We start from the raw sequence: 23,232 nt of genomic DNA, 5'->3' as shown, positions 1-23,232 counted from the left end.
GGCCTACTACTCTGGGAGGGCGGCCGCCACAGTGTGTGGTGGACTGCCTCATGACTGTTTCGGCGGAAAGCACGCCCCGCGTAGCTGGGGCGCTATCCTTGCCGGCTAGTGCCCAATCCACCCAGATTGCGCGCTGGAACCCAGTAGGGGTAGGCATGGGCTCGGAGATCGTAGATGCATTCATACACGTCATGGGTGCCCATACTTGATACGGCGCCTACCGAGAAATCCTTGCCTTCCCACCGACAGTGCAAGGCTGGCGCGTCGGATAGCGCGCTGGTGGCAACCGCCATGGCGATAGCGGCAACACCGGCCGCAGCGGGCACGAGCCAGCGGCGCGTACTTGTCAGCCATCGCTGGACGTCACCTTTTGCACCGCCGTAGTCCTCAAGAAGAATGCGATACACCGCGTCGGGCTTGATGCCTTCCGCTGTCGCCACAGCCTGCACCCTGCGGGCAAAGCAGACGCGCTCGTGCATCGACATCCGCTGCTCCGCTACGTGCGTATTCAGTGTCACGTTGTTGACTTGGTGAAACGTTTGCGGCGCGGTGAAGGTGGCGCTGCCACCGATGACCTGACCGACTTCCCCGTCGAACTTGAAACGCGTTTCCATGCCCTTTGTGAGACGGTCGCGCAGGATCGGTTATGTTGCGTGCCTCTACGCCACCGTCATTCTCTGGTTATTGCGATAGAGGGCGTTATTCAACGGCAGGGAAGCCCGGCTGTAAGTGCCACGTGAGGGGTATTGTGGCTAGCCTATAGCCGCTTATTCGGGCTTCGTTCCACGCTTTGACTTGGCGCTGACGTTGAACGTCACCGGTTTGTTTTGGTGGTAGTCGCCTTCGACGTTCTTCACTTGGCCCACCTTTGCATTGAAGACCATACGAGCACGCGTCGGCGTGGCTTCGGTTTCTGGAGAGCGCATGCCTCCGATCAGTCCCAAAACGCCTGCTCTACCTTGGTCGCTAAGCGCTCGATACCCTGCTATGACCACTTGCTCTTCGGCCGTAAGAGCCGCCGCGCTGCGCGCGCCAGTCACGATGTACGTGATATCGGCGCCAAGCTTTGCAATCGCCGCTAAGTAAGCCGCATCCGGCTGGCGCGCATCGCTTTCATAGTTGCTCTGCGCGTTCTTCTGGACCCCCCCGTGTACCGCGAAGTCCGTCTGGTTGTAGCCGAGCCGCTTGCGCTCGTCCTTAAGGCGCTGACCAATGGAATCCATTCGAGTGCTTTTTTGGTTGACATTCCCTCGTTCGAGGGAAATAATTGCACTTGTGCATCACTAACTCGCACAAGTATATCTGCCATGCCACGAGCCAAAGTCCCTGTTTCCCGCGTCCCTAACGGCGCCGATTCGAAGAACCGAGTCACGGTCTCGCTGATGCCAGAGGAACTGGAACGCCTGAGAAAACGCGCAAAGCAGCAAAACCGGACTGGTTCAGCCTTGTGCCGCCTCTACATCGTGGCCGGCATGGATGCAGAAGACGCCCGCTCTCCGAGCGCGTCGTGATCGTTCCCCTTTCAGTCGAGGACAGCATGTATCCCGATCCGAAACGAGTGCGCGACAACCGCGTGGTGCTCCGCTTCAACGACTACGAGTTCGACCTGATCACCGCTCTGGCCAACTACCAGGGCGAGCAGCCCGCCACCCTGCTGCGTCAGATCATCTTCCGCGAAGCCGAAGAGGTTCTGGCGCTGGGTTCGAATGTAGAGGCGCGTAGCGCCTGAACAAAGTTACTTTTGAGCTGCCAAGAAGATGCCGGACATCGAAATCCAACTGACCGAGCAAATAGAGGCAGTGCTGGAAGACGTGCGCCAGCAGCAAGGTTTGGCAACGATAGAACAGGCCGCTGAATGGCTGGCCAAGGCCCGGATCCGGCGCACCGCAGAGCGCATGACGGGCAAACGCCGTGCTTTTAACTTGGTTGTACCTCCGGGGAAATCGCTGTGAAACTGACCTGCCCACATTGCGAATCGCGCATGAAGATCCGCACCAGCCGCGTGGTGTCGCTGCTTTCGAAAGAAAGCTACTGGCAATGCCCCAACGTTGACTGCGCCTATACCTGCAAGGCCATCACGTCTGTCATCACGACCATCGCGCCGAGCATGAAGCCGAACCCCCAGGCATATCTGCCGGTCGCCCGCCAGCGTGCTGCCGTCACTGACGACAGGCAGCTGGACCTGCTGAAGACCTGATCTAGGGTCTCTCTCCCCTACCCCTACTGATTGACACCGACGCGCCCCGTTTGCGGGGCGTGCGGGATTCCTTTTGCCTGAAGATTCATGAACCCATCCCGTAGCGACAACACGGATGCAATCCTGCGCGAGGCGGCCAGCCGTTTGCTCCGTGACTACCACTTCAAAGAGAAGCGCGGCGGCGAGAAGCTGGAGAACGGTGTCTGCCCATCTTGCGGCAAGAAAACGCTGTGGGCCTATGGCGAGGCCCCGTGGGTGGTGCGCTGCAACCGCCTGAACCACTGCGGCGCCGAACTGCACATCAAGGATCTGTACCCGGATCTTTTTGAGAGCTGGTCAGATCGGTTCCAGCCTACACCGGAAGATCCGAAGGCGTCAGTGAATGCCTACATGCGGGACGCCCGAGGCTTCGACCTCGCCCTGGTGCGCGACTGGTACACGCAGGAGAGCTACTACAGCCACGAGCTCAAAATCGGCAGCGCCACCGTGCGCTTCCAGCTCGCACCCGGCGTCTATTGGGAACGCATCATCGACCAGGCGCACCGCTTCGGCGACCGCAAGGCCACCTTTCACGGCAGCTACGGTGGGATGTGGTGGCAGCCGCCCGGCAGCACGTTCACCGACGTCCAGGAGCTGTGGATTGTTGAAGGCATCTTCGACAACATCGCCCTCCTGCATCACGGCATCGCCGCTGCATCGGCCATGTCCTGCAACAACTATCCGGGCCTCGCGCTGCGCGGACTGGCTGAGCAATGCGCCGCCTACGGCAAGGAACGGCCAAAGCTGGTGTGGGCGCTCGATGGCGACAAGGCCGGCATCCGTTACGGCAAGCAATGGCTCAAGCGTAGCCGCGAGGAAGGCTGGGAAGCCTCCATTGCCGTACCGAAACAGGTCGGCGCCAAGAAGCGCGACTGGAACGACCTGCACCAGCTCGGCAAGCTGACTGACCACGACCTGGGCGAATACCGCTACCTCGGCGACCTGATCGCGGCGCCGACGCCGGCCGAGAAGGCACGCCTGATCTATGGACGCACCAGCATGAGCCAGTTCGCTTTCGACTTCGACAGCAAGCTGTACTGGTTCAAGGTAGATCTGGACGCGCTGACAAAGGAAATGGACGCGGTGCGGCATGCGCACCCCGACATGGACGAAGGCGATATCCGCGACGAAGCCATGCTCAAGGCGGGCACCATCACCAACATCGCGACCTGCCTGCCCAGCGTCCTGTACTACCAGGCGAACGCCGCGACCGACGAAGCCTGGTATTACTTCCGGGTCGCCTTCCCGCACGATTCCGAGCCGGCGAAGAACACCTTCACCAGTTCGCAGATCGCCTCGGCCGGCGAGTTCAAGAAGCGCCTGCTTGCGGTCGCGCCGGGTGCGTTCTACACCGGCTCCAACGGTCAGCTCGATGCGTATCTGAAGGAACAGATGCATCGCATCAAGAGCGTGCAGACCATTGATTACGTGGGCTACTCGAAGGAACACGGGTGCTACGTCTATGCCGATGTCGCGGTCAAAGATGGCAAGCTCTATTCGCTCAATGATGAAGACTTCTTCGATGTCGGCCGCCTGTCCATCAAGACCATCGGTGGATCGGCCGGCCTGTCCATCAACACGGACCAGAAGCGCCTGACCTACGACTGGGTAGAGCTGCTGTGGCGCGCGTTCGGCGCCAAGGCCATCGTGGCGCTCGCGTTCTGGCTGGGCAGCCTGTTCGCCGAACAGATCCGCGAAGGCGAAGGCATCAAGCAGAAGAGCTTTCCGTTTCTCGAAGTGGTGGGTGAACCGGGTGCGGGCAAATCCACGCTGATCGAGTTCCTGTGGAAGCTGTGCGGCCGTCGCGACTATGAAGGCTTCGATCCGTCCAAGTCGTCGCTCGCGGCGCGTGCGCGGAACTTCGCGCAGGTGTCGAACCTGCCGGTCGTGCTAATCGAGGGCGACCGTGGCGAAGACGGCGCCAAGGTGAAGGGCTTCGACTGGAACGAGCTGAAGACGGCCTATAACGGCCGCAGCACGCGGGCACGCGGCGTCAAGAATGCCGGCAACGAAACGTACGAGCCGCCCTTTCGTGGCAGCGTGGTCATCAGCCAGAACGCCGAAGTCAATGCGAGCGAGGCGGTGCTGCAGCGGATCGTCCACCTGTACTTCGACCGCTCTGGCCAGAGTCCTGACACCTTCGCCGCTGCACGGGCGCTGGAACAGACGGCCGTCGAAGACGTGTCGGGCTTCCTGCTGTCAGCGATCCTCAAAGAGAAGGACGTCCTGAGGTTGTTCGCGGAGCGCATGCCGCTCTACCAGGAGAAGTTGGCCGCCCATCCAGAGGTGAAGCACCAGCGCTTGGTAAAAAACCACGCGCAAATCATGGCGCTGGTTGACTGCCTGCCGGCCGTGATGCCGCTGCCTCTCGCGTATCGCGACGCCGCCCAGGCGCAGCTCGTGCGCATGGCAGTGGAGCGTCAGCAGGCCATCGGCGCCGATCACCCGCTCGTGCAGGAGTTTTGGGAGCTGTACGACCACATCGAGTCCGCCGAGGACGATCACGCGGTGCTCAACCACGCTCGCGGCGGTGGCGTCATCGCCATCAGCCTGCGCCATTTTGAACAGGTGGCCAATGACCGCCGCCTGAACCTTCCCCCGCTGACCGAACTGAAGCGCGTGCTCAAGACCTCGCGGGCACGCAAGTTCCTCGATCTTCGGGTGGTCAACAGCGCCATCAATGCGCGATTCAACACCGAGCATACCCATGCCCCAAAGCGCCCTGACACCGTCAAGTGCTGGGTGTTCGAGGACCGCTCGGGCAACACAGGAGCGTGAGCATGTCAAGTAAGCCCGTCGTCACCGATGCGCAGTTGCGGCACACACATCGTGCTTTGCGAATCTCCACTCCGTTTGACGACATGTCGGACATGTTGCGCGCCGCAGTGGCGGCAGCTGCCCGCGCCATGGCGGCGCGCGAGGAGGCACACCCGCATGGCCCTCACACTGACCTGAAGCGTCGAGCTGCCGGCGACTTCGAAGACTGACACAAGGAGCACATCATGCCCGCAAGCAAACACCGGAAGAATCGTCGCGTGCATCGTCCGCGCGAGAAATGCCTGCCTTCCTGCTTCCGCTTCAGTCGCAAGGCCGAAACGGATCTTCAGCTCTTGCCCCATAGCGAGCTGAGCAAGATCCTGGACGGCACGGCCACGGAATCCGCCTGGCACACCCTCGCCTTTCGCATCAACGTCGGTCAGGCCATTGCCACCCTGTACTACGTAGATAACGGGGAGCTGCGCGACGCGATGGACGCCGCTGTGATGGCCGTCGCGGAAGTGGGCAAGCGGTTCCGCGCGCGTGGCCGCATGGGCGTCACCGGCGACGAGTTCCGTGCCATTGGCCAAGGCCTGAATCTGACCGACGAGATGCAGAAAGCCTGCACGCGCCGCCAGCTGCTGGTCGCCACGCTGCAGGTGCATGACACCGCCACCGCCGGCGGCCCGGTCCAGACCGGCGATATCGCCTACATCGAGCAGAAAGCATGACCAACCACTCCCTTCCCGTTTCGTCCTACGCCGAACGCGTGGCGCAGATCATCTGTAACGGCCTCTACCCCGAGGCAGCCGCCAAGGGAACTACCCTTGCCGACTTCCCGGCAACCACACGCCAGAATCTGCTGACCATTGCCGAGGCCATTCTTGTCGAGGGGCCGCGCGTTGATCACCCTGCGCTGGAGTACGCCTGGTGGGTGTCCAGCTCGCCCGTGTTGGACGACCTAGCGCCAGCGCAGCTGATGGCCGGCCAGCCGCTAGATACGATGTCGGGTGCGCCCATAGAAGTCGGGGCGCACCAGGCCGCGCATCTCGAAAAGCCATGGCGCGCACGGTTGTCGATGCTGATCTATGCGCTGCAGTGGGCCGACCCCAGTAAGGGGATGGCATGACCCGGCGCCAGTACAACGGCCGCGTGACGGCACCGCATGTCCCCCTCGGCGATGCAGCGCTCGCTGCCGCCTTCTGGCGCGACAAGGAATGGAAGACGTGGGCCGTAGACATCACGGCCGGGCCGACAAAGACGCCGACTTACTGCGCGACCTGGTATGCCCGCGCACGTACTGCGGACGCCGCGATTGCCTGCGTGCGACGCAATCTGATCAGCCGCCCGCCCCGAGGCGCGCGATTCACTGCCCGCCTCGCCGGGCCGCGCGAACTGGGTTGCATCCCGACCTCGCAAACACCGACCACGGAGACCGCATGATGGAGGGACACGTACAACGGATCGCACTGGGCTGGACGACGGCATTGGCGGCGGCGTGTTCTCTGGTTGCCGCGTGGCTATCGGCGGCCGGCGCCTGGAATCGGGGCGGCTCGCTCGCCGAGCGTGCGCTGATCGCTGCGGTTGCCGTGCTACTGACGCTGGCGGTCCACCAGCTGCCTGCGGTGCTATCGACTGGCAAGCGGTTACCTGTCGCAAGCTGGGCGCTCTGGTGCGCGTGCCTGGTATCCGTGGTGTGGGGCCATCTCGCGTTCTTCGCGGCGGCCAATGGTCACGCTGGCGATGCGCGCGCACAGCGCCAATCCGAAGCCACTGCGACGTGGTTGACGGAGGTGCGGGCGACGGCGCGGCCCCTCGCGGTGGTCACTGCGGAACGCGCCACGGTGCGCGGCGGTATCGCGCGGCTGCAGGCCACGGCTCCCAACTGCCGCAATTGCCCACTCGCGGCGGCACGGCTCACCGCGCTGCAGCAGCGGGCCGAGGCGCTCGACGTGGAAGAACAAGAGGCGCGCCGGGCCATCCAACAGGACGAGCGCGCCCGTGCCACCGCACAGCGCCACGCATCGGACGTCGACCGGGCGCGACTCGATCCCGCCGCGCGTCTGCTCGCCGCAGCCATCGGGGCGCATGCCGATACCGTGCTGCTGGCCACGCAACTTGTCGCGGCGATCTGCCTGGAACTGGTGGGCTGTGCGCTGTGGCTGCGGGTCGCGTCACGGCGTACCGCCGGTACCGAGCGGGCGTTACCGTGTCCCGCTCCACAGGCGCCTGCCGTGACTGCGGCGCCAGAGAGCGGTAACGAAGCCAGTAGCGACACCAGTCACGCGGAAGACGACCAGGTCGCGGCGGCAGTGCGGCGCGGCGACCTCAAACCGACCGTCGCGGCGATTCGCCAGTTCGTTGGGTGCTCACAGTCCCGCGCCATGACCATTCGCCGCCGGTTACTGGCGGGCGGAATCGCGCCGGACGCGCCGAGAGGTGCCGCATGACTCGCCATTGGTTAGCGGATCAGCTCCCAGCTGTCTCTTGCGTCGCCTATGCAGAGCCCTTCGCCGCAGTCGTTGCAGAGGAACATCCAAGGGAGATCCGCGATGGTGTCTCCGTCTAGGTCCGCCAGCGCCTGTTCGGCTCGATGGTCGCGCCGAAGTGCCACATGGGGGGCAGAGATGGCGGGCTTCCCTGAGAGGGAAAGGCAGGCGGCGCAATGCATGGCAACTCCGAAAACGGACCGCCGGACAGGCGGTTTCGGTAGTGAGGCGGAAAAGGCAAAACCAGAAAGCAAGTTGAGGGCCATCAGTGAAGACGCTTAGCCTGGAACAGGCCGCGGCATGGCTGTTCACCACGCCGGACACGGTCTCGGAATGCATCAGGCGCCATGGCCTGCCGGCCGCCAAGGTCGGCAGAGCCTGGGTGTTGGTCGATGTCGATGTGATAGATTGGATTAGGAAAAAGTACGGGGAACAGGCGGTATGCACCTCTTCAAAAGAACAAAAAACGGTCCCTGGTGGGTCGACCTCGGTATCGACGGTACGCGAGTTAGACGCTCTACTGGCACCAAAGACCGCCGGCAGGCGGAGGAATTTGCCGCCAAGGTTGCGAGTGATTACTGGCGGCAAAAGAAGCTCGGCGAGCGCCCGGCGGTGAGCTGGGAGACGGCCGTGGTGCACTGGCTCAAGCAGAACCAGCACCTCCGGTCGCTGGAGACCGTGAAGCAGCGCCTGCGCTGGCTGACCGGCAAGCTCGCGGGCGTGTCGGTGCGCGACATTGACCGCGACCGGGTCAATGCCCTGATCGAGGGCAAGCTGGAGGAAGGCGTGGTCGGCGCGACCGTGAACCGGCACATGGCCGCTTTGTCGGTCATCCTCAACCATTGCCGGCAGGAAGGTTGGGTGGATGTCGTCCCGCCGATCCGCAAGCTGCCGGAAGGCGGCAGCCGCCTGACCTGGCTGACCCGGCCGCAGGCGCATCGCCTGCTCGATGAGCTGCCGGGCCATCTGCGTCAGATGGCGCGCTTCGCGTTGGCCACCGGGCTGCGGGAGTCAAACGTCCGTTTGCTGGAGTGGGCGCAGGTCGATACCGCGCGGGCGCTCGCCTGGATCCACGCCGATCAGGCGAAGGCCAAGCGGGTCATTTCGGTACCGTTGAACGGGGATGCGCTGGAGGTGCTGGCCGAGCAGCGCGGCGAGCATCGGGATTACGTGTTCACGTATCAGGGGGCGCCGGTGGGCCGGATCTACAACCACGCCTGGCAGAAGGCGTGCCGGCGCGCCGGGCTGGATGGGTTGCGGTTCCATGATCTGCGGCACACGTGGGCCAGCTGGCATGTGCAGGCCGGGACCCCTTTGCCGGTGCTCCAGCAGCTCGGCGGCTGGGCCAGCTACCAGATGGTGCTGCGGTACGCCCACCTCGGCCGGGACCATATCGCGGCCTATGCGGACAACCTTGGCACGTTACGGCACAAACACGGCACAGTGCCACAAAAGAAAACGGACGCCGAAGCGTCCGTTCCCTTGTCAAATCTGGTGGCCTGGGACGGAATCGAACCGCCGACACAAGGATTTTCAATCCTCTGCTCTACCGACTGAGCTACCGGGCCAAAGAAGCGAAACTATAACCGTGGGATTGGCCCTCGTCAAGCGATTTCTGCGCCACGGCTTACTGTTCGGTCGGTTCGGGCTTGTTGCGGCCCAGCTCCACACCCAGCTGCTTGAGCTTGCGATACAGGTGGGTGCGCTCCAGGCCGGTCTTTTCCGCCACGCGGGTCATGCTGCCGTGTTCACGTACCAGGTGATACTCAAAATACGCGCGTTCGAACAGGTCGCGCGCCTCGCGTAGCGGCATGTCGAACGAGAACTGCATTTCGCCCTCGGGCACGCCACGCGACGGGTTGCCGTTGGCGGCCACCTCGGCAGGTGCCTCGGCCGGCGCGACGGTCGCGGCGGCCGCCTCCGGCATGCCGGAAGCCGTCAGCGGTGCGGGGGCCGCAGGCGCGGTGCGTGGGCGCTCGATGCCGCGGGCCAGGCCGGCTTCCACGGCAGACAGCAGCTTCTGCAGCGCGATGGGCTTCTCAAGGAAATTCAGCGCGCCGATCTTGGTGGCTTCCACCGCGGTATCGATCGTGGCGTGCCCCGACATCATGATGACCGGCATCGTCAGATAGCCCTGCGCCGACCACTCCTTGAGCAGCGTTACGCCATCGGTATCCGGCATCCAGATATCGAGCAGCACCAGGTCAGGCGTGGCGTTCGCACGGAATTCACGCGCCTTCTGGGCGTTTTCCGCAAGCTCGACCACATGCCCTTCGTCACTGAGAATCTCCGAGAGCAGCTCCCGGATTCCCATTTCGTCATCGACTACGAGGATGGTTGCCATACTTCCCCTCTTAACCCCACCGCAGCGCAACCGGAGGCGCCGGCGCGCAAGATTTAAGCCAGTTTAACGAACAGGATCGAGATCTGCGCTCCGGCGATCTCGGTACCGTTCATGCGATTGCGCAACTCAATGCGCGCGCCATGTTCGTCAATGATCTTTTTCACCATCGCAAGCCCGAGACCCGTACCCTTGGCTTTGGTGGTCACATACGGTTCGAACGCACGACTCAGGATGCGTGGTGCGAATCCAGGACCATTGTCCGTAATGGACAACTTGACGGCTTGCCGGTCTTCGCCGGCGGAATCTTTGTATTCTACAGTCTCGGTGTGCAGAGTGATATGGGGCGCCGCCCTACCGGCCGCCACGTTGTCCGCAGCCGCATCCTGCGCATTCTGTAACAGGTTGTGGATCACCTGCCGCAACTGTGTCGGATCGCCCTTTATTTCAGGCAGATCCGGGCCCAGCGCAGCATGAATCACCGGGTGTTCATGCACAGCGGGATCGTCGATGCCGTACAGATGCAGGACTTCCGCGGCCAGGGCATTCAGCGACAGCGACTGCATCACCGCGGGCGGCGTGCGCGCATAGTCGCGGAAATCGTCCACCATGCGTTTCATCGCCGCCACCTGGTTAACGATCGTCGTGGCCCCGCGCTTTAGCACTTCGGCATCGGCCTGTTCGAGCTTGGGCGACAGCTTCATCTGCAGGCGCTCCGCCGACAGCTGGATCGGCGTCAGCGGATTCTTGATTTCGTGCGCCAGCCGGCGTGCCACCTCGCCCCATGCCACCGAACGCTGGGCCGAGATCACATCGGAGATATCGTCGAACACCACCACGTAACCGGGCTCGTCGCGGCTGCCGCCCGGCAGGTGTGCACCGCGCACCAGCAAGGTGAGCGGCTGTTCTTCGTCGCCCTGCGGCAGTTCGATCTGCTTTTGCCAGTGCTGCGAGCCGCCCAGCACCTCGCGCGTGGTCTGCTCGGAGAATGCCTGGCGCACGATGTCGGCAAAGTTGCCCATGCCCGGAATCTGTTCCACGGGCTGGCCCAGCACGCCCGAGAACGGCTGGCGGAAGATGCGTTCGGCACCGGGGTTGGCCGTGATCAGCGTGAAGCGGCGGTCGAACACCAGCACGCCGGCGGTCAGATTCTGCAGCACGCTTTCCAGGTAGGCCTTCGACTGTTCCAGCGCCACGCGGTTGTCTTCCACGGCGATGCGCGCTTCGGACAGCTGGCGCGTCATCTGGTTGAACTGCTGCGTCAGCTGGCCCAGTTCGTCGCGGCTCTTCAACTCGCGTTTGGGCGACAGGTCGCCCTCGGCCACTTCCTTCGTGCCCTGAAGCAGCATCAGCAGCGGCCGGGCCAGCTGCCCGCCCAGCAGCAGTGCCAGCATCACGGCGATGAACACGGCCAGGAACAGCGTCAGCGTCAGCGTGCCGATGTACATCTTGCGCAGGCCCGTGCGTCCGAGCGCCTTTTCCTGATACTCCTGGTAGGCGCGCTGGACTTCGTCGGCATTGCGCGCCAGCACCGCCGGCACAGGGTGCAGCACCTGCAGGTAGCGTTCCTCGCGGACCGTGTCGCCGACCAGGCCGAAGCCCGTGGCGGGGGCATCCTCGGGGCGGCGTTCGATGGAAAGCCCCGAGCCGGCCCAGCGGCTGCCCGGCGGCGCCAGCCGCGTGTGAGCCCGTGCCGCCGCGGCCGCGGCCGCCGCACTGGCGCTGATGCTGACCGAAGCCTGCGCCGCTTCATCGGGCGTGGTCGCGGCCGGCGCGGGCCCCAGCGGAATGATGACGCGGATCCGGTACAGGTGGCTGCTGTCGAGATTGACCGGCGCCTTGTCGCTGCCGGTGGGGTCCGAGCCGCCTTCCACGGCCGCGTATCCGCCCGCCATGCGCGCCTGTTCGGCCAGCACGCCCGATGGAATGTCGGGTACGAGCGTGGCGTAGCTGCTCGACGCCGTGGCCAGCACGCGGCCGCTGCCGGTGAAGATCGCGGCTTCCTGGATGCCGTACTGCTCGCGCAGCCGGTTCAGTTGCAGCGACGACGCCATGCTCGACGCGCCGGTGAGCTGGTCGGCCATCAGGCGCGCCTTGCCTTGCAGGTCGGCCAGCTGGCTGTCGATGGTGGAGCGGCCCAGGTTCAGCCCCGCCTCCAGCGCGTTTTCCACGCGCACGTCGAACCACGATTCGATGCTGCGCGATACGAACTGCAGCGACACCAGGTAGATCAGCACGCCCGGCAGCACGCCCACCACGCCGAAGAACACGGCCAGCTTGCTCATCAGCCGCGTACCGAACTTGCCGCGCCGGTAGCGTACCCACAGCGTGAACGCGAGCGCGCCAACCGTCAGAACCAGCAACGCCCCGACGACGAGGTTGATCTTGAACAGCAGCGTGAAGTAGCGGTCGAAGAATTCGGTATTTGCCGACGCGCCGGCCAGCAGGCCGACCAGCACCAGCGCCAGAAAGACGATGATGCCCACCACCACGCGGTATAGCACGCGGCGGAAGCGGCTATCCCACGGATTGCCGTTCATGGCTGGCTGGCCGGCTGGACCAGTTGGCTCGGCGACAGCACGTTCGACACGGTTTGCGCGAACGGGGCGCGCAGTTCGGCGGAGGCTGCCGACGCCGCGGACGGCGCGGACCCCGGCATGGCCGGTGGCGCGGGCGGTGCCACCGGCGGTGGCGGAGGCGGTGGCGGCGGTGCGTCCAGGTTGGTCGGCACCGTGTAGTTGAAGCGTTTCCACTCCGATGACAGGTTCCACTCGCGCGTGTTCACGGCGTTGATCTGGAACGGCTTGGGCAGTTGCGACAGATCCAGCCGCATGCGCGTCTCGGCGTGATACGTCTCGCCGGCCTTCACGTCGCGGCGTTCGAAGACGCGCCAGCCGCGCACCTGCTGGATGAACTGCAGCGCGCCCTTCAGGCGGTTGAACGGCAGTTGCAGCCCGCCGGTCGATACGCGGTATTGCCGCGTCAGCGGTTGATACGACAGGCGCACCGAACGCGACGTGTTGACCGGCTTTTCATCGAACCAGTACCAGCGCGCCCGCGACAGCTGGAAGTCGACCACGAAATAGAGCGAGATGCCCTTGTGCAGGGCGTCCTCGAGTGCGGGCGGGAGATCGAAGTCGAAAGAGGCGCCAAGCTCGAAGCCGCCGTCCTGATAGTCGATGCGTGCCTCGGTGGTTTCAATCAGCTGTGCGCCAGCATGGGGCATGTACACCAGCAGCGCCAGCAGCAGCAAAGCGGTGGCGTACCACGTGCGCAGGATGCCGGCCAGCGGTGCTGCCGGCCATTCGCGCACCGCGCGGCCGGGGGCACGTAGGACGAGCAGGCGCTGCAGGTTCGGCATTGGTGGAAATATCAGGCGCGTTTCTGGAAGCGGGCGTAGTAGAAGCCATCGTGATCCGATGGCAGGCTTGCCTTGCCGGCGGTCCCGCTGCCGGTCGTTTCAGGCGCCTTGATGCCGGGCAGCAGCTGCCCCGGCGCCTGCAATCGTATCGCATCTGGAAGCTGCGCACCAAACCAGAGCGCCTGCTCCTCGCCTTCCGTTGGGAAAATAGAACAGGTCACGTAGACCAGGATGCCGCCCGGTTTCAGCAGTGGCCACAGTTGCGAAACGATGCGGCGCTGCTCGGTCATCAGTTTGGCCACGTCGGACTCGCGCCGCAGCCAGCGGATATCGGGGTGCCGCCGCACGATGCCCGACGCCGAGCATGGCACATCGGCCAGGATGCGATCGAACGGCTGGCCATCCCACCAGTCCTTCGGGCGGCTCGCGTCGCCCACGATCACTTCGGCGCGTTGTCCCAGGCGGGCCAGGTTGTCGTGGATGCGCGCGGCGCGTTCCGCGTCGCTTTCCACCGCCGTCACGTGGATGTCGGCAAGCTCCAGCAGATGGCCGGTCTTGCCGCCAGGCGCCGCGCAGGCGTCCAGTACGCGCATGCCGTCGGACACTTCGCACAGCGGCGCGGCCAGTTGCGCACCGGCGTCCTGCACGGAGACGTCGCCCTGGGCAAAGCCGGGGATCTGCGATACCGGAAAGGCCCGCGCCAGGCGCACGGCCTGCTCGCCGACGGCGGTGCCGGCCAGGCCGGCATTGGCCAGCGCCTGGAGATACGCCTGCACCGAAATGCGCTGCGGATTGATGCGCAAGGTCATCGGCGGGCGTTCGTTGACGCTTTGGGCCAGGGCCATCCACTGGTCGGGGTAGGCCCGGCGCAGTTGCGCGAGCCACCACGAGGGCAGGTTCCAGCGGGCTTCCTCGTCCTGCATGATCTTCGGCATCAGCGCGCGGCGCTCGCGCAGGAAGCGGCGCAGGACGGCATTCACCAGCCCGCGCGCATGCGCGGTCTTGGGCTCCGAGGCCGCCGCGCTGACCGCCTGGTCCACCACGGTGAAGTCGGAATAGCCGCCACGCCCCACCTTGCTGCCATCGCCTTCCTCGCCTTCGATCAGTAGGGCCAGCGCCACGGCCAGCAGGGAATCGACCAGCGCCCCGGGCGGACGCGTCACCAGTTGCGTGACCAGCGCGCGCGTGGTGCCGAACAGGCGCACGGAGCGATACGCCAGATCCTGGATGGCGCCGCGCGTGGCGGCGTCGCGCACGCGGTCCAGCCGCAAGTGGGTGGCAACATCTTCGATGGCCTGCGGCAGGGCCGCGCCTTCGTGCACGCCGCGAACAGCCGCGGCAGCACCGAGCATCTGGAAGGCAAGGGAATCGTGAGGCAGGCGCATACGGAAAATCAGACAGGCAACGTAGGAAAAGGAGTGACGCAACGGGCGTCGGGCCGGGCGGATACAAGAATGCCCGCCGGTCCCGGGGGGAACACAGCGGGCAGTTTACCCGTTGTCGCGGACTGGCCGGTCAAACCGGCCAAATCCCGCCGCCGGCGCCGGCATCAGGCCGGATAGCTGCCGGTCTGCGCCATGTGCATCAGGCGAGAGATGCGCTCCTCGGTGGCCGGGTGCGTCGAGAACAGGTTGGCGATGCCGCCGCCGGACAGCGGGTTCATGATCATCATCTGCGCCGTGGCCGGATGTTCCTCGGCCGCCTGGAACGGGATGCCCTGTGCATAGCGATGGATCTTGTCCAGCGCACTGGCCAGCGCCTGCGGGTCGCCGCTGATCTCGGCACCGCCCCGGTCCGCTTCGAACTCGCGCGCCCGCGAGATCGCCATCTGGATCAGCGATGCGGCCAGCGGGGCCAGGATGGCCACGGCAATCGCGGCAATCGGGTTGGTACGGTTGCCGTTCTCGTCGCGGCCGCCGAAGAACATCGCCATGTTGGCCAGGGCCGAGATGGCACCGGCCATGGTGGCGGCGATGGTCGACGTCAGGATGTCGCGGTGCTTCACGTGCGCCAGTTCGTGCGCCATCACGCCGCGCAATTCGCGGTCGGACAGCACGCGCAGGATGCCGGTGGTGGCGGCCACGGCCGCGTGTTCGGGATTGCGGCCCGTGGCAAAGGCGTTGGGCGCGTCCTCGTTGATCAGGTACACGCGCGGCATGGGCAGTCCCGCGCGCTGGGACAGCTCCTGCACCATGTTGTAGAACTGCGGCGCGGTGCTGGCATCCACTTCCTGCGCGTTGTACATGCGCAGGACCATCTTGTCCGAGAACCAGTAGGAAAAGAAGTTCATGCCCAGCGCGATCAGCAGCGCGAACATCATGCCGCTCCGGCCGCCGATCATGCCGCCGATGACGATGAACAGCGCCGTGATGGCGGCCATCAGCATGAAGGTCTTGACCCAGTTGAACATGGTTTGGTCTCCAGAGAGATCGATTGGGGCGCGTACCCGCCCCTGCGGGACGCGATGTTCGTTAGATAGGGCCAGGACCGCAGGAATTCAATGCGGATGACAGGGTTTTACGATGCAAAGCGGCGCAGGCGCAACTTATGCCGCGCCGCGCACCAGGCAGCGCGTGCCCGGTGGCAGCGGCATGGCTTGCAGGAACTGCTGCGCCGGCTGGCGGCGGCCCCCGGCCTTCTGCAATTCGGTCACCTGCAGTGCGCTGCCGTCGCCACAGGCGATGATCACGCCGGCGGCATCCGCCGCCAGCACGGTGCCGGGCGCATGGGGCAGGCTCGTGGCGGCAGCCAGCGGCAGCGCCTGCCAGCACTTGATGACGGTGTCGCCCACCTGGATCGTGGCCCCCGGGAACGGATTGAAGGCGCGCACCTGGCTGGCCAGCGCGGCGGCCGGGCGGGTCAGGTCCAGCGGCGCTTCGTCCTTGGCGATCTTCTCGGCGTAGGTGATGCCGGCTTCGGGCTGGGGCGTGGCCGCCAGCGGCCGGCCGGCGGCCAGCTGGCGCAAGGCATCGACGATCATGCGGCCGCCCAGTGCGGCCAGCGTGTCGTGCAGGCTGCCGGTACTGTCCTCCGGACCGATCGCCACCGATTCGCGCGACAGCATCGCGCCGGTATCGAGCCCTTCGTCCATCTGCATCAGCGTGATGCCGGTTTCGGCGTCGCCGGCCTCGATGGCGCGGTGGATCGGTGCCGCGCCGCGCCAGCGCGGCAGCAGCGACGCATGGATGTTCAGACACCCATGGCGCGGCAGATCGAGAACCTCGGCCGGCAGGATCAGGCCATAGGCGGCCACCACCATGACATCGGGGGCGATCTGCGCCAGCGTGTCGACGGCGGCGCCGGCTTCCTCGGGATACTTGCCGTTGCGCCGCAACGAGCGCGGCTGCAGGACGGGGCCCAGCCCCGCTTCCAGCGCGAACTGCTTGACCGGGCTGGCCTGCAGCTGCATGCCGCGGCCTGCAGGCCGGTCGGGCTGGGTCAGGACGGCCACCACCGGAAAGCCGGCGGCGTGAATGGCCTCAAGGGCAACGCGCGCAAATTCGGGTGTGCCGGCAAACGCGACGCGCAGTGGCTGGGCTTGAGTCATGACGGAAATCCGCAGGTGGAAACGACACCGGCCGCATAGCGGCCGGTACGTGATGTGTCTTGGAAGATGTAACGATAGCAGACGCCACCCGCGTGGCACGCCCCTGTTACATCCTTACATGCGCGAGCGGACGCGCTTCTGGAGCTTGCTCTTGATGCGGTTCAGCTTGAGCGGCGACAGGTATTCCACGAATACCTTGCCGTTCAGGTGGTCGATCTCGTGCTGTATACATACGGCCAGCAGGTCGTCGGCATCGAGCTCGAACGTTTCGCCCTTTTCGTTGAGCGCGCGCACCTTGACGCGGTCGGGACGCTCCACGCGGTCATAGACTTCGGGCACCGACAGGCAGCCCTCTTCCCAGACCTTGCGGTTGTCGCTGGCCCAGACGATTTCCGGGTTGATGAACACCATCAGCGCGTCGCGCGTTTCGGAAACGTCGATCGTGATCACGCGCTCGTGCACGTCCACCTGCGTGGCGGCCAGGCCGATGCCGGGCGCGTCGTACATGGTTTCCGCCATGTCCTGGACCAGCTGGCGGATACGGTCGTCCACCACCGCCACGGGCTTGGCCACGGTATGAAGGCGAGGATCGGGGTAGGTGAGGATGTCGAGTTTGGCCATGATGCTCGGGCGCAACGCCGGGTGCTGTCCACTGCCCGACCGCCGTTGCGGCGTGCGGGGTTTCCATGCAGAATCGGGGCGCTAGTACAAAAATTCAAGGCGCGCCGCAGCAGGCACGCTCTACCTAGGGTCAATCCGGTCGTTCTCCCGACCGGTCAGGAAAATGCGCGATCTTACCAAAGAACAGGCGGCGTCGGGCCGCAGGCTGCACGCGTTCACCCTCGCCATGCTATGTGTCGCAGGCGTCACAGCCGGAGCCGGCATGGCGGTTCAGGCGGCCGATCTGAATGTCTCGGCGGCACAGCTCGCCCAGGCCGATGCGACCGCCCAGCAGGGTATCCCCGTTTCCGAACTGGCGCCCAACGCGCCAGGCCAGTACACCGTGCGCTCGGGCGACACACTGTGGGGCATCTCGGGCCAGTACCTGCGCCAGCCGTGGCGCTGGCCGGCGCTGTGGGGCATGAACCGCCAGCAGGTTCGCAATCCGCACCTGATCTACCCTGGACAGATTCTCTACCTGGTGCAGCGCGATGGCCGCGCGTACCTGTCGACCACGGCGCCCGGTGGCGCCCAGGGCGACACCCGCCTGTCGCCGCGCGTGCGCGGCGAGGGCGGCAACGGCGAGGCCATCCTGAGCATCCCTGCGTCCGACATCGAGCCGTTCCTGACGCGTCCGCTGGTCGTGGAAAAGGACGCGGTGGACTCGTCGGCCCGCATCGTTGCGCTGACCGATGCCCGCGTCTACATGGGGCGTGGCGATACCGGCTACGTGCGCGGCATCGCATCGGCCGACGCGGCGATCGGCAGCGACTGGCAGGCGTTCAAGCCGGCCTTGCCGGTGCGCGACCCCGTCAGCAATGCCGTGATCGGCTTCGAAGCCCAGTACCAGGGCAGCGTGCGCGTGATGCGCGGTCCGGAAGGCCCGGACGCGGTCACCACGGTCCAGGCCACCCAGTCGCCGCAGGAAATGGGCGCGGGTTCGCTGCTGCTGCCGCAGCCGGCGCGCGAACTGGTGCGCTACGTGCCCCATGCGCCGGAAGGCAACGTCGAGGCCCGCATCGCCGCCGTCTATGGCGGCGTGGAATACGGTGGCGCCAAGCAGGTGGTGGTGCTGAACCTGGGCGCCAACGGTGGCCTGGAGCCGGGTCACGTGCTGGCGCTGTCGCGCGTGGGCGGCGTGGCCAAGGATCCGACCGACGGCAACCGCAGCATCACGCTGCCCGATGACCGCTATGGGCTGGCCTACGTGTATCGCGTCTTCCCGGGCATCGCCTACGCGCTGGTGACCGATGCCAGCAATGTGATGAAGGTCGGCGACCGCGCCACCAGCCCGCAGTAACCGGCGGGCGCGTGCGCAAGCGCGCGCCGCCGCGTTGTTCGATGACCGATTCGACTCGCGATCCAGCCGAAGTGGCTGCCTGGGTGCGGCTGACGGCCACCCCCGGTGTTTCGGCGCAGGCCGGCCGCCGACTGCTGGCGGCTTTCGGGCTGCCCCAGGCCGTGCTGGCCCAGGACCCTGCAAGGCTCCGCGACGCCACGGAGCCCGCGGTGGCGCGCGTGCTCGCTGCGCCGCCCGACGCCGACGTATCCGCCCGGATCGATCGCACGCTGCAATGGCTCGACAGCCCTGGCCACCATCTGGTCACGATGGGCGACGCCGCCTATCCGGCGCGCCTGCTCGACCTGGCCGATCCGCCGCTGGTGCTCTACGTCAACGGCCAGGTCGCACGCCTGCAGGCGCCGTCACTGGGTATCGTCGGCGCGCGGCATGCCACGGCACAGGGCGTGCGCAATGCGCAGACGTTCGCTTCGGCGTTTTCCGATGCCGGGCTGACCGTGGTGTCAGGGCTCGCACTCGGCATCGATGCCGCAGCGCATGCCGCTGCACTGGATGGGCCCGGCGGCACGGTCGCCATCGTGGGCACCGGCGTGGACATCGTCTATCCCGCCCGGCACCACAAGCTGGCGCACCAGATCGTCGATACCGGTGGCGCCATCGTCAGCGAATTCCCACTGGGTACGCCGGGATTGCCGAACCATTTTCCGCGTCGCAACCGCATCATCGCGGCGCTGGCGCGGGGCGTGCTGGTGGTGGAAGCCGCCGAGCGGTCGGGTTCGCTGATCACCGCCCGGCTGGCGTCCGAAATCGGCCGTGAGGTGTTTGCGATCCCCGGTTCGATCCACGCCGAGCTTTCGCGGGGCTGCCACAAGCTGATCCGCCAGGGTGCCAAGCTGGTGGAGTCGGCGGCCGACGTGTTCGAGGAATTCGCCGACCTGGCGCCAGCCGGGGCCGGCCGCGCAACGAAGACGCCGGCGGGGACGACGGCCAGCCCGGTATCGGTATCGGTATCGGTATCGGCCACCCCGCAGCCGGCGGCGGCCGACGCGCTCGGGGCGGCGCTCGCCTATGATCCTGTCACGCTCGATGCATTGTGCGAAGGCACCGGCATGGCGGCGGAGGCGGTATCGGCCGCACTGCTGCAACTGGAACTGGCCGGCGCGGCCGAGCGCCTGCCAGGCAACCGTTTCCGGCGTCTGGCATGATCCGGTATCGCCTTTGCCTCACTTTTCGACTGGAATGGCCGTTTACTTCCCCGAGCAGGATGCCGCAGCCCTGCGCCAGGCGCTTCATGCCCGTCCGCAGGGACGGCTGGTGGCCTGCCTTTGCGCCGCATGGTGTGGCACGTGCAAGGACTATCTGCCGGGCTTTGCGGCGTTGGCGGCACGTTATCCGGACGACTGTTTCGTCTGGATCGATGTCGAAACCCACTCCGACTATCTGGGAGAGGACATCGACATCGAAAACTTTCCTACTGTATTGATTCAGCCCGTCGCTGGCGGCGCACCGCAGTTTTACGGAACCGTGCTGCCCCACCTCGATGTGCTGGATCGGATGCTGGCGCGTGCGGGTACCATGTCCGGCACGGCGCCAGACATCCCTGAAGTGCTGCCCTGGTTGCTTGGCAGCGGTGCCGATAACGGTTGAGCGTGGTCAGGGCGGGCGGCGGCGGTCGCTTGCACGCCCGTCGGAACCGCGCTTATTATTGGCGCCTCAAAGCCCAGGCCTGCTGTTTACATAGTTTGCCGTGAATTTCAAGAGGCGCGCACTGCACTTCAAGCGGTGGCGCCACAAGGACCCGTTGAATGTCTAAAGCCCTCATCATCGCGGAAAAGCCATCGGTCGCTGCCGATATTGCGCGCGCCCTCGGGGGCTTTACCAAGCACGACGAGTATTTCGAGAGCGACGACTACGTGCTGTCCTCGGCAGTTGGCCACCTGGTGGAAATCGCCGCGCCCGACGACTACGAGGTCAAGCGAGGCAAGTGGAGCTTCGCCAATCTGCCGGTGATCCCGCCGCATTTCGACCTGCGCCCGATCGCCAAGACCGAATCGCGCCTGAAAGTGCTCAACCGCCTCATCAAGCGCAAGGATGTGACCGCGCTGATCAACGCCTGTGACGCGGGGCGCGAAGGTGAACTGATTTTCCGGCTGATCGCCCAGCAGGCCAAGGCCAAGCAGCCCGTGCGCCGGCTGTGGCTGCAGTCGATGACGCCGCAGGCGATCCGCGACGGGTTTGCGGCGCTGCGCGAGGACGAGGAAATGCTGCCGCTGGCCGACGCGGCCCGCTGCCGTTCCGAGGCCGACTGGCTGGTCGGGATCAACGGCACGCGCGCGATGACGGCCTTCAACAGCAAGGGCGGCGGCTTCTTCCTGACCACGGTGGGCCGGGTGCAGACGCCGACGCTGTCGATCGTGGTGGAGCGCGAAGAGAAGATCAAACACTTCGTGCCGCGCGACTACTGGGAAGTGCGCGCCGAGTTCATCGCCGCCGCCGGCCTGTACGAGGGCCGCTGGTTCGACCCGAAGTTCAAGAAGAACGAGTTCGACGCCGAGGCACGCGAGTCGCGCCTGTGGAGCGAAGCCGAGGCCAAGAGCATCGTGGCGGCCTGCCGCGACAAGCCGGGCACGGTCACCGAGGAATCGAAGCCGTCCACGCAGCAGTCGCCGGCCCTGTTCGACCTGACCACGCTGCAGCGCGAAGCCAACTCGCGTTTTGGCTTTTCGGCCAAGAACACGCTGGGCCTGGCGCAGGCGCTGTATGAAAAGCACAAGGTGCTGACGTACCCGCGTACCGACGCCCGCGCGCTGCCCGAGGACTACCTGGACACGGTCAAGCAGACCATGGACATGCTGGCCGACAGTTCGCCCAACTACCTGCCGCACGCCAGGAAGATCCTGTCGCAAGGCTGGGTGAAGCCGAACAAGAAGATCTTCGACAACAGCAAGATCAGCGATCACTTCGCCATCATCCCGACGCTGCAGGCGCCGAAGAACCTGTCCGAGCCCGAACAGAAGCTGTACGACCTGGTCGTGCGCCGCTTCCTGGCCGTGTTCTTCCCGGCGGCCGAGTTCCAGGTGACCACGCGGATCACGGAGGTCGCGGGCCATCACTTCAAGACCGAAGGCAAGGTGCTGGTCAATCCGGGCTGGCTTGTGATCTACGGCCGCGAAGCGCAGGGCAAGGACGACAAGGACGCGAACCTGGTGCCGGTGCAGAAGGACGAGCGCGTCAAGACCGACAAGGTCGAGTCCGTCGGCCTGAGCACCCGCCCGCCGGCCCGCTACAACGAAGCGACGCTGCTGTCGGCGATGGAAGGTGCCGGCAAGCTGGTGGACGACGACGCGCTGCGCGAGGCCATGGCCGGCAAGGGCCTGGGCACGCCAGCCACGCGCGCGGCCATCATCGAAGGCCTGCTGACCGAAAAATACCTGGTGCGCGAAGGCCGGGAGCTGATTCCGACCGCCAAGGCGTTCCAGCTGATGACGCTGCTGCGCGGCCTGGGCGTGCAGGAACTGACGCAGGCCGAGCTGACCGGCGAGTGGGAACACAAGCTGTCGCAGATCGAGCGCGGCCGTCTGAAGCGTGATGAATTCATGCGCGAGATCGCGCAGATGACGCAGCAGATCGTCAAGCGCGCCAAGGAATACGACAGCGACACGATCCCTGGCGACTACGCCACACTGAACACGCCGTGCCCGCAGTGCGGGGGCCAGGTCAAGGAAAACTACCGTCGCTTTGCCTGTACGGCGTGCGACTTCTCGATCAGCAAGATCCCGGGCGGACGCCAGTTCGAGATCGGCGAAGTCGAGGAACTGCTGCAGAAGAAGGAAATCGGTCCGCTGCAGGGCTTCCGCAGCAAGATGGGCCGTCCGTTCGCCGCCATCCTGAAGCTGGCCCAGGACGACGAAGGCCACTGGAAGATGGAGTTCGACTTCGGGCAGAACGACGAGGAAGACGACGAACCGGTGGACTTCAGCGGGCAGACGCCGGTGGGCCACTGCCCCAAATGCAACGGCCGGGTCTACGAGCACGGCATGAAATACGTCTGCGAGAACGCCGTGGGCAGCGAGAAGACCTGCGACTTCACGACCGGCAAGATCATCCTGCAGCAGGAAATCTCGCGCGAGCAGATCGGCAAGCTGCTGACCGCGGGCAAGACGGACCTGCTGACGGGCTTCAAGTCGTCGCGCACGGGCCGCAACTTCAAGGCATTCCTGGTCAAGCAGCCGGACGGCAAGATCGGCTTCGAGTTCGAGGCACGCGAGCCCAAGGCAGGCGCCAAGCCGGCGGCGAAGTCCGCGGCGGCGAAGTCGGCAGCCAAGGGCGACGAAGCCGAGGCCGCGCCGGCCAAGGCCGCCGCAAAAACGGCTGCAAAAACGGCTGCCAAGAAAGCGCCTGCCAGGAAGGTTGCCGCCAAGGCCGCACCGGCCAAGAAGGTAGCCACGAAGACGGCTGCCAAGACGCCGGCGGCCAGGAAGGCGAAGCAGACGGCGGAAGCCGAGGAGTAAGCACTCGCCAGGCTAGCGGGGTGGCAAACG

22 protein-coding genes, 1 tRNA gene and 1 pseudogene are annotated in these 23,232 nt (G+C 65.5%); 14 read left to right on the top strand and 10 right to left on the bottom strand.

Translation table 11 applies throughout. The annotated features are described in order from the left end of the window. Positions 1 to 92: 92 nt before the first annotated feature. Entirely contained in the window at positions 93 to 614 is a 522-nt protein-coding gene (locus AC3FJ6_RS09775) for a hypothetical protein (protein WP_488771673.1), read from the bottom strand. 153 nt (positions 615 to 767) lie between these two features. Then, a complete protein-coding gene (locus tag AC3FJ6_RS09770; RefSeq protein WP_488771672.1) occupies positions 768 to 1,223 on the bottom strand; it encodes a helix-turn-helix domain-containing protein in 456 nt (151 codons plus the stop codon). A gap of 314 nt (positions 1,224 to 1,537) precedes the next feature. On the opposite strand from AC3FJ6_RS09770, the gene AC3FJ6_RS09765 reads away from it, so the two are divergent. The 10 genes and pseudogenes from AC3FJ6_RS09765 to AC3FJ6_RS09720 all read left to right on the top strand — a co-directional run. Further along, the gene (locus AC3FJ6_RS09765) at positions 1,538 to 1,729 is read left to right on the top strand and encodes a hypothetical protein (RefSeq protein WP_092600606.1); all 192 of its coding nucleotides are present in this window, start codon (positions 1,538 to 1,540) and stop codon (positions 1,727 to 1,729) included. Between the two features lie 28 nt (positions 1,730 to 1,757). After that, positions 1,758 to 1,952: a hypothetical protein gene (locus AC3FJ6_RS09760; RefSeq protein ID WP_092600604.1), complete on the top strand. Its 195-nt coding sequence runs from the start codon at positions 1,758 to 1,760 to the stop codon at positions 1,950 to 1,952. Further along, positions 1,949 to 2,197 carry an Ogr/Delta-like zinc finger protein gene (locus tag AC3FJ6_RS09755; protein ID WP_488771671.1) on the top strand — a complete coding sequence of 83 codons (249 nt, stop codon included), beginning with the start codon at positions 1,949 to 1,951 and terminating at the stop codon, positions 2,195 to 2,197. Before AC3FJ6_RS09760 ends, AC3FJ6_RS09755 begins: the two co-directional genes overlap by 4 nt. A gap of 87 nt (positions 2,198 to 2,284) precedes the next feature. Continuing rightward, positions 2,285 to 5,014 (top strand): toprim domain-containing protein, encoded by a 2,730-nt coding sequence (locus AC3FJ6_RS09750; protein WP_488771670.1) that lies wholly within the window; start codon positions 2,285 to 2,287, stop codon positions 5,012 to 5,014. A 2-nt stretch (positions 5,015 to 5,016) separates the two neighbouring features. Further along, positions 5,017 to 5,223 carry a hypothetical protein gene (locus tag AC3FJ6_RS09745; protein WP_488771669.1) on the top strand — a complete coding sequence of 69 codons (207 nt, stop codon included), beginning with the start codon at positions 5,017 to 5,019 and terminating at the stop codon, positions 5,221 to 5,223. A gap of 15 nt (positions 5,224 to 5,238) precedes the next feature. Further along, the gene (locus tag AC3FJ6_RS09740; protein ID WP_488771668.1) at positions 5,239 to 5,724 is read left to right on the top strand and encodes a hypothetical protein; all 486 of its coding nucleotides are present in this window, start codon (positions 5,239 to 5,241) and stop codon (positions 5,722 to 5,724) included. After that, the gene (locus AC3FJ6_RS09735; protein WP_488771667.1) at positions 5,721 to 6,122 is read left to right on the top strand and encodes a hypothetical protein; all 402 of its coding nucleotides are present in this window, start codon (positions 5,721 to 5,723) and stop codon (positions 6,120 to 6,122) included. The genes AC3FJ6_RS09740 and AC3FJ6_RS09735 overlap by 4 nt, the downstream gene beginning before the upstream one ends. Next, positions 6,119 to 6,436, top strand: a complete 318-nt coding sequence (locus AC3FJ6_RS09730; protein ID WP_488771666.1) for a hypothetical protein — start codon at positions 6,119 to 6,121, stop codon at positions 6,434 to 6,436. The genes AC3FJ6_RS09735 and AC3FJ6_RS09730 overlap by 4 nt, the downstream gene beginning before the upstream one ends. Continuing rightward, positions 6,433 to 7,443: a hypothetical protein gene (locus AC3FJ6_RS09725; protein WP_488771665.1), complete on the top strand. Its 1,011-nt coding sequence runs from the start codon at positions 6,433 to 6,435 to the stop codon at positions 7,441 to 7,443. Before AC3FJ6_RS09730 ends, AC3FJ6_RS09725 begins: the two co-directional genes overlap by 4 nt. Before the next feature lie 480 nt (positions 7,444 to 7,923). Further along, positions 7,924 to 8,850 (top strand): annotated as a pseudogene (locus AC3FJ6_RS09720) (tyrosine-type recombinase/integrase); the annotation flags it as partial. 124 nt (positions 8,851 to 8,974) lie between these two features. On the opposite strand, the gene AC3FJ6_RS09715 reads toward AC3FJ6_RS09720, so the two are convergent. The 8 genes from AC3FJ6_RS09715 to def form a co-directional block, all read right to left on the bottom strand. Continuing rightward, a tRNA-Phe gene (locus AC3FJ6_RS09715) sits at positions 8,975 to 9,050 on the bottom strand. A 59-nt stretch (positions 9,051 to 9,109) separates the two neighbouring features. Beyond that, a complete protein-coding gene (locus AC3FJ6_RS09710) occupies positions 9,110 to 9,826 on the bottom strand; it encodes a response regulator (protein ID WP_488771664.1) in 717 nt (238 codons plus the stop codon). Between the two features lie 53 nt (positions 9,827 to 9,879). Continuing rightward, on the bottom strand, positions 9,880 to 12,363 hold the full coding sequence (locus AC3FJ6_RS09705; RefSeq protein WP_488771663.1) for a sensor histidine kinase: 2,484 nt from the start codon (positions 12,361 to 12,363) through the stop codon (positions 9,880 to 9,882). Next, a complete protein-coding gene (locus AC3FJ6_RS09700; protein WP_153946282.1) occupies positions 12,360 to 13,184 on the bottom strand; it encodes a DUF4390 domain-containing protein in 825 nt (274 codons plus the stop codon). Before AC3FJ6_RS09700 ends, AC3FJ6_RS09705 begins: the two co-directional genes overlap by 4 nt. A gap of 11 nt (positions 13,185 to 13,195) precedes the next feature. Beyond that, positions 13,196 to 14,569: a 16S rRNA (cytosine(967)-C(5))-methyltransferase RsmB gene (gene rsmB / locus AC3FJ6_RS09695; protein ID WP_400393615.1), complete on the bottom strand. Its 1,374-nt coding sequence runs from the start codon at positions 14,567 to 14,569 to the stop codon at positions 13,196 to 13,198. Between the two features lie 164 nt (positions 14,570 to 14,733). After that, on the bottom strand, positions 14,734 to 15,594 hold the full coding sequence (htpX, locus tag AC3FJ6_RS09690; protein ID WP_153946280.1) for a zinc metalloprotease HtpX: 861 nt from the start codon (positions 15,592 to 15,594) through the stop codon (positions 14,734 to 14,736). 135 nt (positions 15,595 to 15,729) lie between these two features. After that, positions 15,730 to 16,731: a methionyl-tRNA formyltransferase gene (gene fmt, locus AC3FJ6_RS09685; RefSeq protein ID WP_488771662.1), complete on the bottom strand. Its 1,002-nt coding sequence runs from the start codon at positions 16,729 to 16,731 to the stop codon at positions 15,730 to 15,732. Between the two features lie 114 nt (positions 16,732 to 16,845). Then, positions 16,846 to 17,352, bottom strand: coding sequence for a peptide deformylase (gene def / locus AC3FJ6_RS09680; RefSeq protein WP_092600577.1), 507 nt, complete (start codon positions 17,350 to 17,352; stop codon positions 16,846 to 16,848). A gap of 163 nt (positions 17,353 to 17,515) precedes the next feature. On the opposite strand from def, the gene AC3FJ6_RS09675 reads away from it, so the two are divergent. From AC3FJ6_RS09675 to AC3FJ6_RS09660, 4 genes are all read left to right on the top strand, one after another. Then, positions 17,516 to 18,691, top strand: a complete 1,176-nt coding sequence (locus AC3FJ6_RS09675; RefSeq protein WP_400393619.1) for a LysM peptidoglycan-binding domain-containing protein — start codon at positions 17,516 to 17,518, stop codon at positions 18,689 to 18,691. Between the two features lie 41 nt (positions 18,692 to 18,732). Further along, entirely contained in the window at positions 18,733 to 19,896 is a 1,164-nt protein-coding gene (gene dprA, locus AC3FJ6_RS09670) for a DNA-processing protein DprA (protein ID WP_488771661.1), read from the top strand. Between the two features lie 34 nt (positions 19,897 to 19,930). Beyond that, on the top strand, positions 19,931 to 20,338 hold the full coding sequence (locus AC3FJ6_RS09665; RefSeq protein ID WP_488771660.1) for a thioredoxin family protein: 408 nt from the start codon (positions 19,931 to 19,933) through the stop codon (positions 20,336 to 20,338). Positions 20,339 to 20,496: 158 nt separating this feature from the next. Further along, positions 20,497 to 23,202 carry a DNA topoisomerase III gene (locus AC3FJ6_RS09660; protein WP_488771659.1) on the top strand — a complete coding sequence of 902 codons (2,706 nt, stop codon included), beginning with the start codon at positions 20,497 to 20,499 and terminating at the stop codon, positions 23,200 to 23,202. Positions 23,203 to 23,232: the final 30 nt, after the last annotated feature.

The sequence above is a fragment of the Cupriavidus sp. 94F1 genome (assembly GCF_057798875.1).
The sequence above is the reverse complement of the archived record's forward strand: the minus strand, read 5'-3'. Positions and strand labels throughout refer to the sequence as shown.

Bases quoted from the DNA above. Each gene is read 5' to 3' on its own strand.
- AC3FJ6_RS09775 (WP_488771673.1), bottom strand. From the start codon at position 614: ATGGAAACGCGTTTCAAGTTCGACGGGGAAGTCGGTCAGGTCATCGGT.
- AC3FJ6_RS09770 (WP_488771672.1), bottom strand. From the start codon at position 1,223: ATGGATTCCATTGGTCAGCGCCTTAAGGACGAGCGCAAGCGGCTCGGC.
- AC3FJ6_RS09765 (WP_092600606.1), top strand. From the start codon at position 1,538: ATGTATCCCGATCCGAAACGAGTGCGCGACAACCGCGTGGTGCTCCGC.
- AC3FJ6_RS09760 (WP_092600604.1), top strand. From the start codon at position 1,758: ATGCCGGACATCGAAATCCAACTGACCGAGCAAATAGAGGCAGTGCTG.
- AC3FJ6_RS09750 (WP_488771670.1), top strand. From the start codon at position 2,285: ATGAACCCATCCCGTAGCGACAACACGGATGCAATCCTGCGCGAGGCG.
- AC3FJ6_RS09745 (WP_488771669.1), top strand. From the start codon at position 5,017: ATGTCAAGTAAGCCCGTCGTCACCGATGCGCAGTTGCGGCACACACAT.
- AC3FJ6_RS09740 (WP_488771668.1), top strand. From the start codon at position 5,239: ATGCCCGCAAGCAAACACCGGAAGAATCGTCGCGTGCATCGTCCGCGC.
- AC3FJ6_RS09735 (WP_488771667.1), top strand. From the start codon at position 5,721: ATGACCAACCACTCCCTTCCCGTTTCGTCCTACGCCGAACGCGTGGCG.
- AC3FJ6_RS09730 (WP_488771666.1), top strand. From the start codon at position 6,119: ATGACCCGGCGCCAGTACAACGGCCGCGTGACGGCACCGCATGTCCCC.
- AC3FJ6_RS09725 (WP_488771665.1), top strand. From the start codon at position 6,433: ATGATGGAGGGACACGTACAACGGATCGCACTGGGCTGGACGACGGCA.
- AC3FJ6_RS09710 (WP_488771664.1), bottom strand. From the start codon at position 9,826: ATGGCAACCATCCTCGTAGTCGATGACGAAATGGGAATCCGGGAGCTG.
- AC3FJ6_RS09705 (WP_488771663.1), bottom strand. From the start codon at position 12,363: ATGAACGGCAATCCGTGGGATAGCCGCTTCCGCCGCGTGCTATACCGC.
- AC3FJ6_RS09700 (WP_153946282.1), bottom strand. From the start codon at position 13,184: ATGCCGAACCTGCAGCGCCTGCTCGTCCTACGTGCCCCCGGCCGCGCG.
- rsmB (WP_400393615.1), bottom strand. From the start codon at position 14,569: ATGCGCCTGCCTCACGATTCCCTTGCCTTCCAGATGCTCGGTGCTGCC.
- htpX (WP_153946280.1), bottom strand. From the start codon at position 15,594: ATGTTCAACTGGGTCAAGACCTTCATGCTGATGGCCGCCATCACGGCG.
- fmt (WP_488771662.1), bottom strand. From the start codon at position 16,731: ATGACTCAAGCCCAGCCACTGCGCGTCGCGTTTGCCGGCACACCCGAA.
- def (WP_092600577.1), bottom strand. From the start codon at position 17,352: ATGGCCAAACTCGACATCCTCACCTACCCCGATCCTCGCCTTCATACC.
- AC3FJ6_RS09675 (WP_400393619.1), top strand. From the start codon at position 17,516: ATGCGCGATCTTACCAAAGAACAGGCGGCGTCGGGCCGCAGGCTGCAC.
- dprA (WP_488771661.1), top strand. From the start codon at position 18,733: ATGACCGATTCGACTCGCGATCCAGCCGAAGTGGCTGCCTGGGTGCGG.
- AC3FJ6_RS09665 (WP_488771660.1), top strand. From the start codon at position 19,931: ATGGCCGTTTACTTCCCCGAGCAGGATGCCGCAGCCCTGCGCCAGGCG.
- AC3FJ6_RS09660 (WP_488771659.1), top strand. From the start codon at position 20,497: ATGTCTAAAGCCCTCATCATCGCGGAAAAGCCATCGGTCGCTGCCGAT.